Genomic DNA, 16,711 nt, shown 5'->3' with positions numbered 1-16,711 from the left:
GGCATCACCTCTTTGCTCTATTAAAATAGTTGAAAAAGGAAATGAGTGAAATGAAGGATACTATATTGCTTGCGGGGATCGGGCTGATCGGCGGATCGATCGCATTGGCCATCAAAAAGGAGCATCCGCATAAACGGATTATCGGTGTGGATATTTCGGAAGAACAGCTCACTGCCGCGCTGAAGCTCGGAATTATTGACGAGCGGGCCGGCTCATTTACGGAAGGTGTGCAGCAAGCGTCTGTTGTCATTATCGCCACGCCTGTCGCCCAAACGCTGAAAATGCTCGATGTGCTGGCTTCATCAGACATCACCCACGAACTCCTGATTACGGATGTGGGCAGCACGAAACAGAAAGTCGTCAGCTACGCCGACAAAGTGCTTCCGGCTCACTATCAATTTGTCGGCGGTCATCCGATGGCGGGATCTCATAAATCCGGGGCCGCTGCCGCGAAAGAATTTTTATTCGAAAATGCGTTTTACATTTTAACACCCGGAAAATCAACTTCTAAAGAGTCAGTAATGCATCTGAAGGAACTCTTGAAAGCGGCAAACGCCCACTTTGTGGAGATGACCCCCGAGGAGCATGACGGCGTAACGAGCGTCATCAGCCATTTCCCTCATATCGTTGCTGCAAGCCTCGTACATCAGGCTCATCATGCTGAAGAAGATTATCCGTTTTTGAAACGTTTCGCAGCCGGCGGTTTTCGGGACATCACCAGGATCGCCTCAAGCAGCCCGGCGATGTGGAGGGACATACTTCTTCATAACAAAGATAAACTGCTTGACCGCTTCAAAGAATGGAAACGGGAGATTGACACGATCGAATCTTATGTAGAAAATGAAGATGCGGACAGCCTGTTCGGATATTTTAAAAAAGCGAAAGATTATCGCGACGGTCTGCCGCTCCGTCAAAAAGGAGCGATCCCGTCCTTTTATGACCTTTATGTCGATGTTCCCGATCATCCTGGGGTCATTTCGGAAATTACGGCGATATTGGCAGAAGAAAAAATCAGTATCACCAACATCCGCATTATCGAAACAAGAGAAGATATTAACGGAATTCTCAGAATCAGTTTCCAGACTGATGATGACCGGAAGCGCGCGGAAACCTGCATTCAATCCCGCGCCAAATATGACACATTTTACGCTGACTGAGGTGGAAAACATTGAAAAGAGAAAAAGTGACGTCTTTAAACGGTGAAATTCATATTCCGGGGGATAAATCCATCTCCCACCGTTCTGTTATGTTCGGAGCGCTTGCGGAAGGAACGACAACGGTAAAAAACTTTTTGCCCGGAGCCGATTGTCTGAGCACCATTGCCTGCTTCAGAAAAATGGGTGTCTCCATTGAACAAAACGGAAGTGATGTAACGATATACGGGAAGGGCATTGACGCACTTTGTGAGCCTGACAGCCTTCTTGATGTCGGAAATTCCGGCACGACCATCCGCCTGATGCTCGGCATTTTAGCCGGACGCCCATTTCACAGTACGGTAGCGGGCGACGAAAGTATTGCAAAGCGCCCGATGAAGAGGGTGACGGAGCCTTTAAAACAGATGGGAGCCGCGATTGACGGAAGAGCGGACGGAGGATTTACGCCTTTATCCGTAAGAGGCGGACAATTGAAAGGCATTGATTACGTCTCCCCTGTTGCAAGCGCGCAGATCAAATCCGCCGTGCTGCTTGCCGGATTGCAGGCTGAAGGGACGACGACCGTCACTGAGCCTCATAAATCAAGAGACCATACGGAACGGATGCTGAACGCTTTTGGCGCCGAGCTTGCGGAAACGGAGACGAGCGCTTCCGTAACGGGCGGTCAGAATCTCCGGGGAGCTGATATTTTCGTGCCCGGCGATATTTCTTCAGCAGCCTTTTTCCTCGCGGCAGGCGCTGTCGTTCCCGGAAGTCGGATTGTGCTGAAAAATGTCGGCCTGAACCCGACACGCACGGGAATGATTGATGTCTTAAAGCAAATGGGGGCTTCACTTGAAGTGATTCCTTCAGAAGCGGACAGCGCAGAGCCTTACGGAGACCTGGTTATTGAAACTTCAGATCTGAAAGCGGCAGAAATCGGCGGAGAAATCATTCCCCGTTTAATTGACGAGATCCCGATTATCGCCCTTTTGGCAACGCAGGCTGAAGGCACAACTGTCATTAAAGACGCTGCGGAGCTGAAGGTGAAGGAAACGAACCGGATCGACACCGTCGTATCAGAGCTCCGGAAAATCGGCGCAGACATTGAACCGACTGAAGACGGCATGAAAATACACGGCAAAAAAACGCTTGCGGGCGGAGCCGATGTGTCAAGCCACGGTGACCACCGCATCGGCATGATGCTCGGTGTCGCTTCATGCCTGACAGAAGAGCCGATTGACATCTGTGATACTGAGGCAATCCATGTCTCATATCCGACATTTTTTGAGCATTTAGATCAATTAGCCAAAAAAGCCTGAAGACGATTCTTCGGGCTTTTTTCTTCATGTGTCATAAAACTTTGGGCTTTGACATAGCTTGTCTTAAACAGAAAATAACAGAAAGGGGGAATGCGTTTTCGTTACAGAAACAGCCGGAACAAATTGCGCTGTTTGCGTATAAAGATGCCGTCCCCTTTTTTGCCGTTTTCCTCTTAACCATTTTCTGATAAACTATAATGCCGGGTGAAGCATCTTATTTGCGGGCAGGCCCTGTCTGAATTATGATAAGAATAACCCGAATAAAAACCCTTTTCATTGGTTGATGAGGTATAGGAAAAGAAAGGACCGGTCTGATTTGAATACATTGATCCAAGAAGCCATAAAATTAGTTGAAGCAGGTGAAACCGAAAAGGGACTAAAAGCGCTTTCAAAAGCTGAAACGCAGCTTCATGACGAAGACAAAGCCATTGCAGCCCAGCTCTACTATGAATGGGGAAACGCCGAAAAAGCGTTAGCGCTGATCAGTGATCTGCATGACCTTTATCCGGATGAGTCTGAGCTGACGAATTTTTACGCCGAATTGTTAATAGATATTGATGAAGAAGAAAAAGCTCTTGAGGTGCTGGAGACAATTTCTCCGGAAGACCCGTCTTACGCGGAAAGCCTTCTTTTAATGGCTGATCTGTATCAGATGCAGGGCTTATTTGAAGTAAGTGAGCAAAAGCTGTTACAGGCGAAAGCGATGTTACAAGATGAACCTGTTATTGATTTCGCTCTGGGGGAATTATACTTCACTCAGGGATCATACGCAAAAGCCGTTCCTTACTATGAAGAGACGGCAAAAGAACGGCACGAAATCGGCGGCGTAAATGTTCATCAGAGGCTGGCTGAGTCATTGAGCGCGGCGGGTGAATTTGAGGAAGCGATTTCATGGTATGAAAAAGCGGCGGCAGAACATACAGAACCGAATACGATTTTCGGGTACGGGTTCACAGCCTATCAGGCGGGAATGGTCAAAACAGCCATCAAGCAGCTGTCTGATTTAAAAGGGCTTGATCCTTCCTATTCATCGCTTTATATGCCGCTTGCAAAAAGCTACGAGGCAGAAGGCATGTATGAAGATGCATTAAAAACCGCTAAAGAAGGTATTACTTACGATGAATACAATAAAGAGCTTTTTCTCTATGCGGCGAAAATGGCGTTAAAGCTCGGCAACGAAGAGGAAGGCAAAAAGCTTCTTCAGGAAGCGCTGGCGCTCGATCCGGGTTACGTGGAAGCGCTCCATACGCTTTTAGCCGTCTATCATAAAGAAGAAAGTTTTGAAGAGATTATTGATCTGATTCAGGAAGTCCGCGGCTACGGAGAAGAAGATCCGAAATACAATTGGTATTTGGCGGGTGCTTATACAGGCCTTGAGCAATACGCTGAAGCGAAAAAAAGCTTCGAAGCTGCGTATCTCCATTATCAGGATGATCGGGATTTCTTATATGAATACGCTCACTTCTTATTGGAAGAGGGTCTCCAGAAAGAAGCGCTGCCGCTTTTAAAACAAGTGCTTTCAATGGATGGAACAAACGAAGAGCTTGAAGAAACAATCTTACGGATAGAGGATGAATTTTTAAGATAAGCAGGATTTTGGACCATGCTTGCTGAATGTATAAGTGATGTCAGATTATACGATCGATAGAGGAGGGAATTACATGCAGACCCCTGTTTCTGTCAATGAAAAAAAGGATTTTATCCGTTGGTTTTTAAATCATTATCAGCTTAAACGCCGGGAGTGCGTCTGGATTTTAAATTATTTAATGAGTCATGATTCATTAATGGAAAAAGTCCATTTTGTAGAACAAGCCGAATTTTGCCCGAGAGGCATTATCATGTCTACTCATTGCGTTGATGAGGTGCCGTTTAGGTTTTACAAAGAAAATGTCATGACTACGGACGCGGAAAAATCTTTTCACGACATCCGGTTAAATAAACAGCAGGATTTATTTATCCAGCTGAATTTCCGTTCGGCCTACAGCTCACCGGAATATGCCGCTGTTCTTGAATCAAATCCGCATCTGCCGAAAGACCTGTTTGAAAATAAACAGGATCAGGGGATGGCCGAAAAAATATTAGAACATGCCATCTCCACTTTCCGGCGGGAAAAGCTGCTTAAAGATATCGACGAGGCGCTGGACCGCCACGACAAAGAAACATTTGAAAAGCTTTCCCGCCAATTGAATCAGCTCACATAAATGACAGCCTTGCAGAATATGCAAGGCTTGTTGCGTAAAGAGGAGGAACGAGACATGAGATGGAGGGCCGCTGATGCCGATGCCTATTTACAATCTGCGGATTACATTGATACCGCTGTCATTCCGTTAATTTCCATAACATCTTCAGGAGGCTTAAAAGAGGCCGTTGAACAGGGGGAAAGCACCCAATTGCTTTCTGAAGAGCTTGAGCGCCAATTGAAGGGACGGGTATATTTATTCCCCTCTTATACATATGTTGATATAGACCAATCACAAATCGCCCTGCTTCAAAAACTCAAAGACGAGGTGATGACCAACTTTCGGCACGTCTTGTTCCTGACGGCAGACGAAAAATGGAAGGATTTTGAAATAGGGTCTGATGTCATATACATACCTGCCGTTCCGTTTGAACATATGAAAGACTCTTTAAAGAGAAAAATTGCGGATGACAAGTGCGGAGAAATTTTGAACGTTTTGTTACAGAAGTGGAACAATTCTTAAAAACACCAGGCATCCCGCAAAACACCCGTTTTGCCTCTGTTGACCTTGCTGAAAGATTCATATATTATGAGGGTGTCAAATCTCAGAATTATTTTCTATTTTAGTTAATTTTTGGTCAATCTTTAGGGGGGGAAGAGATGGGCGGAAAACAAGATATATCAAGAAGACAATTTTTAAACTATGCGCTCACCGGCGTGGGGGGATTTATGGCCGCCAGTGCGCTTATGCCCATGGTCCGTTTTGCGCTGGACCCGGTATTAAAACCGACGGGAGATCAAAAAATGGTGCAGGTTGTCAGTGTGGATGAGCTGACGAAGGAGCCGAAGCGGTTTGACTTTAAAATTCATCAAGTCGACGCCTGGTACGAATCGGAAGAATCCAGGTCAGCCTGGGTTTACAAGCATGGGGATGAAATTATAGCGCTTTCTCCGATCTGTAAGCATTTGGGCTGCACCGTAAACTGGAACAATGATCCTAAAAATCCGAACAAGTTCTTTTGTCCCTGCCATTACGGGCTGTATGAAAAAGACGGCACGAACGTTCCGGGCACGCCGCCGCTCGCGCCTCTTGACCGTTATGAGCAAAAAGTAAAGGACGGCTTTTTGTATCTTGGAAAAGCAAAGCCTAGGGGGGAAGGGTGACATGCTGAACAAAATTTATGACTGGGTGGATGAACGTCTCGATATTACGCCGATGTGGCGGGATATCGCCGACCATGAAGTGCCGGAACATGTAAATCCCGCTCACCATTTCTCGGCTTTTGTCTATTGTTTCGGCGGTTTGACGTTTTTTGTAACCGTTATCCAAGTGTTGTCCGGGATGTTTTTAACGATGTATTATGTGCCGGATATAAAAAACGCGTGGGAATCTGTGTATTATTTGCAGAATGAAGTCGCTTTCGGGCAGATTGTAAGGGGTATGCACCATTGGGGGGCAAGTTTAGTCATTGTGATGATGTTTTTACATACGCTGCGGGTTTTCTTTCAGGGAGCTTATAAAAAGCCTCGGGAATTGAACTGGATCGTCGGTGTTCTGATCTTTTTTGTGATGCTCGGTCTCGGTTTTACAGGGTATCTGCTTCCATGGGATATGAAGGCGCTGTTTGCGACAAAGGTAGGTCTTCAGATTGCGGAGGCGACGCCATTGATCGGAGCGCAGGTGAAAACTCTTCTTGCCGGCCACCACGATATTGTCGGCGCCCAAACGCTGACGAGATTTTTTGCGATTCACGTATTTTTTCTCCCTGCCGCTTTGTTTGCGCTCATGGGCGCCCACTTTGTCATGATCCGCAAGCAGGGAATTTCAGGACCGCTTTAATACAAATCTGATATAAAAGGGAGGGGATGACATGCACCGGGGGAAAGGAATGAAGTTTGTAGGAGATTCAAGGATACCGGCTGAAAAAAAACCGAATATACCGAAAGACTATTCAGAGTATCCTGGAAAGACAGAGGCGTTTTGGCCGAACTTCCTGCTGAAAGAATGGATGGTCGGGGCCGTTTTCCTCGTCGGATTTCTCGTTTTAACGATTGTGCACGAGCCGCCTTTGGAACGAGTGGCGGACCCGACGGATACAGGGTATATTCCGCTGCCGGATTGGTATTTTCTATTTTTATACCAGCTATTAAAATATGAATATGCCGCAGGGAGCTACACCGTTATCGGCGCGATGATTATACCGGGTCTTGCCTTCGGGTCGCTGCTTTTGGCTCCGTTTCTCGACAGGGGGTCTGAAAGAAGGCCGTGGAAGCGTCCGGTTGCGGTCGGCATGATGCTTTTGGCGCTTTGCGCTACGGTCTTTTTAACGTGGCAGTCAGTCGCGACGCATGACTGGGCGAAGGCGGAGGAGCAAGGGAAAATCAAAAAAGAAGCCGCCATTGATACTGAATCAGACGGTTATAAGGTATTTAAAGAACAAGGCTGTATTTCCTGTCACGGGGATAATCTTCAAGGCGGAAGCGCCGGTCCGTCCCTGGTCGATAACGGGCTGAGCCCGGAAGAAATTAAAAAAATCGCCGTCAAAGGGAAAGGGCAGATGCCAGCCGGTATTTTTAAAGGGAATGACAAACAGCTTGATCAGCTGGCGAAGTTCATTTCTGAAACGACAGCAAAATAACGATTGTGAAGTAGACAATAGCAGGATATACTTTTATGAAAAGAGCTGACCGGATGTCAGCTTTTTTTGCATGATACATACTTTTTACGGACTGAGAGTTGATGGTATGAGGTGGATTTCTTATCTTTTAGGGTTGCGCGGCATGCTTCTGCTTGTTCTTGCCGTTAATTTTATCGGTACGGTGTACGGCTATTATTGGTATGTGCCTCAGCTTGCGGACACGCCGTTCCGATTTCTGATATTTGTACCTGACAGCCCGACGGCGACGTTTTTCTTCCTGTTCGTGCTTCTGGCATTTCTTATGGGAAGAAACGCGCCGCTGTTTGAAGCGCTGGCTCTTGTAACCCTTGTAAAATACGGGCTGTGGGCGGTCGGAATGAATGTCTTTGTGCTGGTCAAAATGGGGCAGATGCCTTGGGAAGGGTACATGCTGATTGCTTCACATTTTGCCATGGCCGTTCAAGGCGTTTTATACAGCCCGTATTTTCGGTTCCGGTTAAGGCATCTTGCCGTTGCTGCTGTTTGGACGCTTCATAATGATGTCATTGATTATCTTTTCGGCATGATGCCCCGCTACTCAATGCTCAATGACTATATGCAAGAGATCGGCTATGCTACATTCTGGCTGAGCATATTTTCACTCGGCCTTGCATACTATTTGGTGATTTCTAAAAGACGGATAAAGCTTGACTTACACTGATAGAATCTTGGTCTAACCTTGTCCCGCTCCTCATATTCTGTAAAGAGAAGGAGTGGGAGGGACCTCTATGAAACGAAAGCTGACGATCTGTCTTTTACTTGCTCTTATGTGTTTCATCACAACTGCCAAAGCTGAAGATGAGGGCGGTCTCAAGGAACTGAACGACCTTTCGGATACCGTTTTCCAAATGACGCGGCATTCGCAGTATGATGAGGCTCTGCAAGTGCTTGGCTACTTTAAGAAAAAAATGACACACGTAAACTCACTGAGCGGCGCCGAAGTCAGGCAGGTGACTCTGGGTTTCAATGATTTAGTGCGCGTTCTAAAACAGGCAGACGCCTCAGATACCGAAAAAATCCGGGCAGCCGCCCAGTTCAGGTTGGTAATGGATGCGATGGAAGACCACTCCGATCCGCTGTGGGGTTCGCTTGAAAGACCGATTATGGCGACATTCAGCGCCTTAAAAGAAGATGTCAGCGGAAACGGAAGTGAAAATTTCAATGAAAAGTGGAATGAATTTATATCATTATATGATTTAATTTATCCCAGCCTGACAATGGATGTGTCGGCCGGCCAGCTTGATACGGTGACGAAACATATCGAGGTGATTGAGCAGGACGGGTTTCAGCAGATGACAAAAGGAACAAAGCTTGAGCGTCTGACGCTCCTGCAGCAGGATTTAAAGCGGGTTTTTGACAAGGTAGAGCGGGATGACGCTGACCCTTCGCTGCTCTGGGTCATTCTGACAACTGGCGGTATCATTATTACTGCGCTGACATATGTCGGCTACCGAAAATACAGAGCGGAAAAAAAGAAAGAGAAAAAGCGTGAGTATCCTAAGTCTAAATAAACACAAATTGCTGTAAAGGAGCTAAGCCAGTGAAAAAACTCATCCAGCAATTGGCTTCAAAACACCTCCCGCAGCCGATCAGAGGCAGAAAAGGGGCGACTGACGAAGGACCGCGAAACCTCGCGCGTGACTTCCAGAATCCTGACATGCTCGTTCCGCCTTCAACGGATGCAGGAACGGTTCAAAACTTAAAATTCTCATTTTCTGATACGCATATGAGGCTTGAAGACGGCGGATGGTCCAGAGAGGTGACGGTCAGGGAACTGCCGGTATCCAAAAACATCGCGGCGGTGAACATGAGACTGAAGCCGGGAGCTGTGCGGGAGCTTCATTGGCATAAAGAAGCCGAATGGGGATATGTGATTAACGGAGGAGTCCGTTTAACTGCGGTCGATCAAAATGGAAGGAATTTTATTGACAACGTAAGTGAAGGGGATCTGTGGTATTTTCCTTCCGGCATTCCTCATTCCATTCAAGGATTAGAGCAGGGCAGTGAGTTTTTGCTCGTCTTTGATGACGGCTCTTTTTCAGAAAACAGCACCTTTTCAGTAACGGACTGGTTTGCCCATACCCCGCGCAGCGTGCTGGAGGCGAACTTCGGTGTTCCCGGATATGACTTGGCCTACATTCACAAGAAAGAGCGTTACATGTTCCAGCTGGAACCGCCTCCCCCGATTGAAAAGGCAGCAGTTTCTTCCCCGGAAGGCACCGTTTTGGAGCCGTTCAGCTACAAGCTTTCCCGGCAGGAGCCCCTTGTTACCAGCGGGGGAAGAGTAAAGATTGTCGATTCAAAAACGTTTAAGGTGTCAAAAACGATTGCCGCAGCTCTCGTGGAAGTCGAACCCGGAGGCATGAGAGAATTGCATTGGCATCCGAATACGGACGAGTGGCAGTATTATCTTTCAGGAGAAGCGAAAATGACGGTGTTTGCGGCGGAGGGAAGAGCGCGGACATTTAACTATCAAGCGGGTGACGTAGGATATGTTCCTTTTGCAATGGGACATTATGTTCAGAATACCGGTGACACCGTGCTTCGCTTTCTGGAAATCTTCAAAAGCGACCGTTTTGAAGATGTCTCTTTAAACCAATGGCTGGCACTGACGCCGCAGCGCTTCGTCGAGCAGACGCTCAATGTCAGTCCGGCATTCGCCCGCCGATTGAAAAAGAAAAAATCACCGGTTGTCAAATGGAAACACAAACAGTAAAGGCGGCAAAAGCCGCCTTTTTATTATCGTCTGATCGGATTTTTATTTTCATCAAGCGTAAATCCTTCGCCGAGCACATCATGAACGTCGCTTACTGCAACAAAGGCGTGCGGGTCAACGGAAGTGATGACGCTTTTCAAAAGCACAATTTCGTTTTTCGGAACGACGCAGTAAAGAACGTCCCTGTCTTCTTTTGTATATGACCCCTGTCCTTTTAAAACAGTGACGCCGCGCTCCATCTCTTCAATGATTTTTTGCTGGATCAAATCGTTTTTCGAAGAAATAATCGTTGCCCCTTTTGCGGCATAGCCGCCTTCCTGGATAAAATCAATCAATCTCGCAGCGACAAAAACGGCTACAAGCGTGTACATCGCTTCCTTGTAAGAAAGATACGTAAACAAAGAAAGCAGAATGACACAGGCGTCAAAGGCAAACATCGTCCGGCCCATCGGAATTCCGAAAAATTTGTTGATCAGCCTGGCGATGATATCGACCCCGCCCGTCGTGCCGCCGTATTTAAAAATAATGCCGAGACCCGCGCCGATAAATACACCGGCGAATAAGGCGGCCAGCGCTAAATCATGCGACAGCGGCATATGAATTTCGTAACGCTGAAAAACACTCAGAAAAACAGAAAGAGAGACGGTGCCGATCAGGGTATAGACAAACATCGTCCGGCCGAGCATACGCCAGCCGATGAAAAAGATAGGAATGTTCAATACCAGGTTGGAAATAGAAGGGCTGATGTGGAATAACGCATATAAAAGCAGCGTAATGCCGGTAAATCCGCCTTCCGCCAAATTGTTCTGCATATTAAAGTGAACCAGTCCGAATGAAAAAACAGCGGCACCGATTAAAATAAAGCAAATGTTTTTAATTCTGATTTCTCCAAGCATTGCATCAAACCCCTTTTCCTTCCATAAGATTGCGTAAATATTATAGTGGATACAAAAGAAAACAGCAAACTGTCGTTTTTAACATTTGTCAAATGTACTTGAATTAGCTAACATGGAAGAGATGACAGGAGGTATTCGCACAGTGAGTGACAAAACGATGAAAGACTTACAAGCTGAGGTCGATGAATATATCGGCCAATTCAAAGAAGGCTATTTCAGCCCGCTTGCCATGATGGCCCGTCTCACGGAAGAACTGGGCGAACTTGCAAGAGAAGTCAACCATTATTATGGGGAAAAGCCGAAGAAAACGACGGAAAATGAGAAAAGCATGGAAGAGGAAATGGGCGATGTGCTGTTCGTCCTGATCTGCCTCGCCAACTCCCTTGATATTTCATTGGAGGAAGCTCATAACCGCGTCATGCATAAATTTAATACACGTGATAAAGACCGCTGGACTAGAAAAGAAGAAGGAAAGTAGGAGAAACCATGTCAAATGAAACCATTAAAGTCGTCATTGCCGGACCGAGAGGCAGAATGGGCCAGGAGGCCGTAAAACTTGCCGTCCGCACGCCTCATTTTGAGCTTGTCGGCGCCATTGACCATACATACGATCAGCAAACATTGCGGGAAGTGATGTCAGCTGATTCAGACGCTCTTATTTATACGGATATCCGCGCATGTTTCCAAGAAACAAAACCGGATGTGCTGATCGATTTGACAACGCCTGAAATCGGCAAAAAACATACGAAAGCCGCTCTTGAACACGGCGTCCGCCCCGTTGTGGGAACGACCGGATTTTCTGAAGCGGATTTAGAGGAGCTTCAAGCCTTGACTGAAGAAAAAGGAATCGGCGCCATCATCGCTCCGAACTTTGCATTGGGCGCGGTGCTGATGATGAAGTTCTCACAAATGGCCGCCAACTATTTTGAAGATGTAGAAATCATTGAGCTTCATCATGATCAAAAGCTGGATGCCCCGAGCGGAACGGCGCTGAAAACAGCGGAAATGATCTCAAGCGTCCGTACAGAAAAGCAGCAGGGCCATCCTGATGAAAAAGAAATTCTGCCGGGCGCCCGCGGTGCTGAATTAAACGGCATCCGCCTTCACAGCGTGCGTCTGCCGGGCCTTATCGCCCACCAGGAAGTCATGTTCGGCATGGACGGCCAGACGCTGAAACTGCGCCATGACTCCTATAACCGGGCTTCCTTTATGTCAGGAGTGAAGCTGTCAGTGGAGCAAGTGATGAAAATCGACCAGCTTGTATACGGACTCGAAAATATTATCGACTGAATCGGCAAGGGGGAGAACATCAAATGAAAATCGCTTTGATTGCTCACGATAAGAAAAAGCAGGATATGGTTCAGTTTACGACCGCATATAAAGATATACTGAGCCATCATGAGTTATACGCGACAGGTACGACAGGCCTGAAAATCCAGGAAGCGACCGGATTGTCCGTTGAACGTTTTCAATCCGGCCCGCTCGGCGGAGATCAGCAAATCGGCGCATTGATTGCGGCAAATGCCCTGGATCTTGTCATTTTTCTGCGCGATCCGTTAACTGCGCAGCCTCACGAACCGGATGTCTCGGCGTTGATCCGGCTGTGTGACGTATACGCGATCCCGCTCGCCACAAATATGGGAACAGCGGAAATCCTCGTCCGGACGCTGGACGGCGGGGCATTTGATTTCCGCAATCTTGTGCGCGGAGGAGAGCCGAATGTCTGAACACGTTGATATTCTGGCGTTCGGCGCCCATAGTGATGATGTCGAGATCGGTATGGGCGGCACGATCGCAAAATTTACGGCTCAAGGAAAAACCGCGGTGATATGCGATTTGACCGAGGCCGAACTATCATCCAACGGAACGGTAGGGATAAGAAAAGAAGAAGCGGCAAAGGCGGCCCGGATTCTCGGCGTAAAAGAGAGAATCCAGCTTACGCTTCCCGACCGCGGGCTTTTGAAAAGTGAGGACGGCATCCGCCGGATTGTCAGTGTCATCAGAGCCTGCCGGCCGAAAACCGTTTTCATGCCTTATCCGAAAGACCGCCATCCTGACCACGGCAATGCGGCGGCTTTGGTCGAAGAAGCGGTGTTCTCGGCGGGAATTCATAAATACAGAGATCACCAGGAACTGCCGGCTCATAAGGCACAGCGCGTATACTATTATATGATCAACGGGTTTCACCGTCCGGACTTTGTAATCGACATAACGGAAACCATCGATCTGAAAAAAGAAAGCCTGCACGCCTATCAAAGCCAGTTTATTCCTACGGCGCAGTCAGTGAACACACCGCTGACCAACGGTTATATCGAAATGGTGGAAGCGCGGGAAAGACTGTATGGCAAAGAAGCCGGGACGGGGTATGCCGAAGGCTTCTTTTCAAAACAGATTCCCGTTTTGAATGATGATGTTTTTGGGGGCGGACAATGAGACCATTAAAAATAGGGATTACATGCTACCCGAGTGTCGGAGGCTCGGGTATTATTGCGACGGAACTCGGCAAGCTGCTTGCGGAAAAAGGGCACCAGGTTCATTTCATCACATCAAGCATCCCGTTCAGATTAAATACATATCATCCGAATATTCATTTTCATGAGGTGGAAGTCAACCAATACGCGGTATTTAAATATCCGCCTTATGACCTTACGCTGGCGAGCAAAATCGCCGAGGTTGCCGCGAGGGAAAATCTTGATATCATTCACGCGCACTATGCGCTGCCGCATGCGGTATGTGCTTATCTCGCCAAACAGATGCTCAAGCGCGACATCGGCATCGTGACGACGCTTCACGGTACGGACATCACCGTTTTAGGATATGATCCGTCATTAAAAGATTTAATCCGTTTTGCCATCGAAGCGTCCGACAGAGTGACGGCGGTATCAACCGCGCTTGCCGGAGAAACATATGACTTAATCAAGCCGGATAAAAAAATTGAGACCATCTACAACTTTATTGATGAACGTGTTTATCTTAAGAAAAATACAGAGAGTATAAAAGAGAAACATGGCATTTTGCCGGATGAAAAGGTCGTCATCCATGTTTCGAACTTCAGAAAAGTAAAACGTGTTAAAGATGTCATCCGCGTTTTCCGTAATATCGCAGCCAAAACAAAGGCGAAGCTCCTGCTTGTCGGCGACGGACCGGAAAAGTGCGTCGCTTGGCAGCTTGTCGAAAAATACGGACTGCAAGATCAAGTGCTGCTCCTCGGAAATCAGGACAGGGTGGAAGAGCTGTATTCCATCAGTGACCTTAAGCTCCTTCTTTCTGAAAAAGAAAGTTTCGGACTCGTCCTCCTTGAAGCGATGGCCTGCGGCGTGCCGTGCATCGGAACAAATATCGGCGGCATCCCGGAAGTGATTAAAGATCAAGTAAGCGGTTTTCTGGTGGAAGTCGGCGATATTCAGGCGGCATCTGAAAAAGCGCTTGCCGTTTTAGAAGATAAACAGCTCAGCAAACGATTGACTGATCATGCGCTGAAAAAGGTGGAGACCGCCTTTTCTTCGCAAAGAATCGTCAGTCAGTATGAACGGATTTATGACGAATTGGCAGGACCGGAGTGATCTTATGGAACAGGAATTTGTCAAAGCCCTCCCCATCCTTCATCATCTGATGAAGGCGGGCCATCAGGCGTACTTTGTCGGGGGAGCCGTCAGAGACAGCTATATGAAACGAAAAATAGGTGATGTGGACATCGCAACCAGCGCTTCGCCGAATGAGGTGGAGCGTCTCTTTAAGCGGACTGTCGATGTAGGAAAAGAGCACGGCACCGTCATCGTCTTGTGGGAAGATGAAACCTATGAAGTCACCACTTTTCGTGCCGAATCAGAATATAAGGACTACCGGCGCCCTGAAGCTGTGCGGTTCATTACTTCTTTATCAGAAGACTTAAAGCGGAGAGACTTAACGATTAATGCGATGGCGATGTCTGCCGAAGGAGAGCTGCTTGATTATTTCGGAGGCGCACATGATATCGGACAAAAGCTGATCCGTACGGTGGGTAATCCTGAAGACCGTTTTCGGGAAGACGCTCTGCGGATGATGAGAGCCGTCCGCTTTATGAGTCAGCTCGGCTTTCTGTTAGAAAAAGAAACAAGAGAGGCCGTCATAAAAGACAGGGAGCTTTTGGCACATGTATCAGTAGAACGAAAGACCGCCGAGTTTGAAAAGCTGCTGCAGGGCGCTTCCTCACAAGAAGCGATTCAAACGATGGTGCAGACAGGTCTGATACAAGAGCTGCCCGGCCTTTCCGGTTATGAGCAGCAAATGCTGGAAGCGAGCGGCTTTCCGTTTTCTTCTTTAGATGCACGCGAAGAACGCTGGGCAGCGCTGTTATTGTTTCTCGGTCTTTGTCCGAAAAGCGCCGAGGCGTTTTTAAAACAATGGAAACTGCCGGGAAAAGTCATAAAAAAAGCGGTGCAGATCATAAGCGTTTATCCGGCGCAGCTGGAAGCGGAAGCGATGTACCGGGCGGGAGAGGCGCTGTTTTCAACCGTTAAAATCGAGATGCTGAAAAAGCATAAGACGATTGATGAACAAAAGCTGAAAGAGGTTCAGAGCCTGTATGAGCAGCTGCCGATCAAAAGCCTTCGAGACCTCGACATTTCAGGCGCTGATCTGATGGAGCTCAGAAACCGCCGCGCGGGTAAATGGGTGGCCGAAGAACTTCGCCGGATCGAAGAAGCGGTATTGGCAGGGAAGCTCCCTAACCGAAAACATGACCTAAAGGAGTGGCTCGCATCATGGGATCAACATTAAGAACCCGATTAATTGATTTATTTTCTGAGGCGGGTGACGGCTTTATCTCCGGGCAAAAAATAAGTGACGCGCTCGGCTGCTCGAGAACCGCCGTTTGGAAACATATAGAGGAGCTCCGCAAAGAGGGCTATGAGGTTGAGGCGGTCAGACGAAAAGGGTACAGGCTCATTAAAAAACCGGGGAAACTCAGTGAGTCCGAAATCCGTTTCGGGCTGAAAACAGAGGTTTTGGGCAAACAGCTTCATTACCGGGACGTCCTGCCGTCCACCCAAAAAACCGCTCATGAACTTGCCAATGACGGCGCGCCGGAAGGGACGCTCGTAGTCGCCGATAAACAAACGGAAGGCAGAGGAAGAATGGCCAGAGTATGGCATTCACAGGAGGGAAACGGGATTTGGATGAGCCTCATTCTGAGACCCGACGTTCCTTTGCAAAAAACGCCGCAGCTCACCCTGTTATCCGCCGTTGCGGTCGTACAGGCCATCGAGGCTTTTACAGGTGTACAGCCCGCCATTAAATGGCCGAATGATTTAATGATTCACGGCAAAAAAGCCGTCGGGATTTTAACTGAGCTGCAGGCGGAAGAAGACCGTGTCCGTTCGGTTATTCTCGGGATCGGCATCAACGTGAACCAGCAGGAAGCCGATTTTCCCGGAGAGCTTCAGGACATTGCGACAAGCCTCAGCATGGAAGCTGGCGAAAAAATTGACAGAGCGGGTCTGATACAAGAGATTCTGCTGACTTTTGAAAAACGCTATCAGGATTACTTGAACCACGGCTTTACACCGATCAAGCTGCTATGGGAAAGCTATGCGGTCGGACTGGGGAACGAGCTCAGAGCGAGAACGCTGCAAGGGACGTTTTACGGGAAATCGCTCGGCATTGATGATGAGGGAGTTCTTCTCTTGGAAACGAAAGACGGCATAAAGAAGATCTATTCTGCCGATATTGAGCTCAATTAATCTTAGTTGGTACAAGCCTCGTGAATTTGGTATACTTCCTATGGGCAGTATCATAATGAACTGCACC

At 47.7% G+C, this 16,711-nt stretch carries 19 protein-coding genes; 18 read left to right on the top strand and 1 reads right to left on the bottom strand.

What is annotated here, in order from left to right; genetic code table 11:
* The first annotated feature begins 41 nt into the window (after positions 1–41).
* From NYE68_RS12285 to NYE68_RS12235, 11 genes are all read left to right on the top strand, one after another.
* Entirely contained in the window at positions 42–1,157 is a 1,116-nt protein-coding gene (locus NYE68_RS12285; RefSeq protein WP_061890952.1) for a prephenate dehydrogenase, read from the top strand.
* Between the two features lie 11 nt (positions 1,158–1,168).
* Entirely contained in the window at positions 1,169–2,455 is a 1,287-nt protein-coding gene (aroA, locus tag NYE68_RS12280; protein ID WP_015417717.1) for a 3-phosphoshikimate 1-carboxyvinyltransferase, read from the top strand.
* Between the two features lie 316 nt (positions 2,456–2,771).
* Entirely contained in the window at positions 2,772–4,043 is a 1,272-nt protein-coding gene (locus tag NYE68_RS12275) for a tetratricopeptide repeat protein (RefSeq protein ID WP_014418250.1), read from the top strand.
* A 73-nt stretch (positions 4,044–4,116) separates the two neighbouring features.
* A complete protein-coding gene (locus tag NYE68_RS12270) occupies positions 4,117–4,656 on the top strand; it encodes a ReoY family proteolytic degradation factor (protein WP_015417715.1) in 540 nt (179 codons plus the stop codon).
* Positions 4,657–4,710: 54 nt separating this feature from the next.
* Positions 4,711–5,157 carry a YpiF family protein gene (locus NYE68_RS12265; RefSeq protein ID WP_032866304.1) on the top strand — a complete coding sequence of 149 codons (447 nt, stop codon included), beginning with the start codon at positions 4,711–4,713 and terminating at the stop codon, positions 5,155–5,157.
* A gap of 137 nt (positions 5,158–5,294) precedes the next feature.
* The gene (locus tag NYE68_RS12260; RefSeq protein WP_003153484.1) at positions 5,295–5,798 is read left to right on the top strand and encodes a ubiquinol-cytochrome c reductase iron-sulfur subunit; all 504 of its coding nucleotides are present in this window, start codon (positions 5,295–5,297) and stop codon (positions 5,796–5,798) included.
* Position 5,799: 1 nt separating this feature from the next.
* Positions 5,800–6,474 carry a cytochrome b6 gene (locus tag NYE68_RS12255; RefSeq protein WP_003153485.1) on the top strand — a complete coding sequence of 225 codons (675 nt, stop codon included), beginning with the start codon at positions 5,800–5,802 and terminating at the stop codon, positions 6,472–6,474.
* Positions 6,475–6,505: 31 nt separating this feature from the next.
* Positions 6,506–7,273, top strand: a complete 768-nt coding sequence (locus NYE68_RS12250) for a menaquinol-cytochrome c reductase cytochrome b/c subunit (RefSeq protein WP_007409471.1) — start codon at positions 6,506–6,508, stop codon at positions 7,271–7,273.
* A 106-nt stretch (positions 7,274–7,379) separates the two neighbouring features.
* On the top strand, positions 7,380–7,973 hold the full coding sequence (locus NYE68_RS12245) for a DUF1405 domain-containing protein (RefSeq protein WP_015240097.1): 594 nt from the start codon (positions 7,380–7,382) through the stop codon (positions 7,971–7,973).
* A 67-nt stretch (positions 7,974–8,040) separates the two neighbouring features.
* Positions 8,041–8,823 carry a sporulation protein YpjB gene (gene ypjB, locus NYE68_RS12240; RefSeq protein ID WP_324636752.1) on the top strand — a complete coding sequence of 261 codons (783 nt, stop codon included), beginning with the start codon at positions 8,041–8,043 and terminating at the stop codon, positions 8,821–8,823.
* Between the two features lie 29 nt (positions 8,824–8,852).
* Positions 8,853–10,028: an oxalate decarboxylase family bicupin gene (locus NYE68_RS12235; protein WP_020955992.1), complete on the top strand. Its 1,176-nt coding sequence runs from the start codon at positions 8,853–8,855 to the stop codon at positions 10,026–10,028.
* Positions 10,029–10,051: 23 nt separating this feature from the next.
* Here NYE68_RS12235 and NYE68_RS12230 read toward each other — a convergent pair whose 3' ends face one another.
* Positions 10,052–10,924, bottom strand: coding sequence for a YitT family protein (locus NYE68_RS12230; RefSeq protein ID WP_003153493.1), 873 nt, complete (start codon positions 10,922–10,924; stop codon positions 10,052–10,054).
* A gap of 142 nt (positions 10,925–11,066) precedes the next feature.
* Between NYE68_RS12230 and NYE68_RS12225 the strand changes: the two genes are divergently transcribed.
* From NYE68_RS12225 to NYE68_RS12195, 7 genes are read left to right on the top strand one after another with little or no spacing between them, the layout of a single operon-like run.
* Complete coding sequence (locus tag NYE68_RS12225; RefSeq protein WP_003153495.1) at positions 11,067–11,402, top strand: nucleotide pyrophosphohydrolase; 336 nt, start codon at positions 11,067–11,069, stop codon at positions 11,400–11,402.
* A gap of 8 nt (positions 11,403–11,410) precedes the next feature.
* Positions 11,411–12,214, top strand: coding sequence for a 4-hydroxy-tetrahydrodipicolinate reductase (gene dapB, locus NYE68_RS12220; protein ID WP_003153497.1), 804 nt, complete (start codon positions 11,411–11,413; stop codon positions 12,212–12,214).
* A gap of 23 nt (positions 12,215–12,237) precedes the next feature.
* Complete coding sequence (gene mgsA / locus NYE68_RS12215; protein ID WP_003153499.1) at positions 12,238–12,651, top strand: methylglyoxal synthase; 414 nt, start codon at positions 12,238–12,240, stop codon at positions 12,649–12,651.
* Complete coding sequence (gene bshB1 / locus NYE68_RS12210) at positions 12,644–13,357, top strand: bacillithiol biosynthesis deacetylase BshB1 (RefSeq protein ID WP_324636753.1); 714 nt, start codon at positions 12,644–12,646, stop codon at positions 13,355–13,357. Before mgsA ends, bshB1 begins: the two co-directional genes overlap by 8 nt.
* Positions 13,354–14,487 (top strand): N-acetyl-alpha-D-glucosaminyl L-malate synthase BshA, encoded by a 1,134-nt coding sequence (gene bshA, locus NYE68_RS12205; protein ID WP_324636754.1) that lies wholly within the window; start codon positions 13,354–13,356, stop codon positions 14,485–14,487. The genes bshB1 and bshA overlap by 4 nt, the downstream gene beginning before the upstream one ends.
* Positions 14,488–14,491: 4 nt before the next feature.
* Complete coding sequence (locus NYE68_RS12200) at positions 14,492–15,682, top strand: CCA tRNA nucleotidyltransferase (RefSeq protein ID WP_324636755.1); 1,191 nt, start codon at positions 14,492–14,494, stop codon at positions 15,680–15,682.
* Positions 15,667–16,644 (top strand): biotin--[acetyl-CoA-carboxylase] ligase, encoded by a 978-nt coding sequence (locus NYE68_RS12195; protein WP_163069093.1) that lies wholly within the window; start codon positions 15,667–15,669, stop codon positions 16,642–16,644. The genes NYE68_RS12200 and NYE68_RS12195 overlap by 16 nt, the downstream gene beginning before the upstream one ends.
* Positions 16,645–16,711 lie beyond the last annotated feature (67 nt).

It is taken from the genome of Bacillus sp. FSL R5-0447 (assembly GCF_038606125.1).
In the GTDB taxonomy this organism is placed as follows: domain Bacteria; phylum Bacillota; class Bacilli; order Bacillales; family Bacillaceae; genus Bacillus; species Bacillus velezensis.
This window is presented reverse-complemented; position numbering and strand designations above follow the sequence as displayed.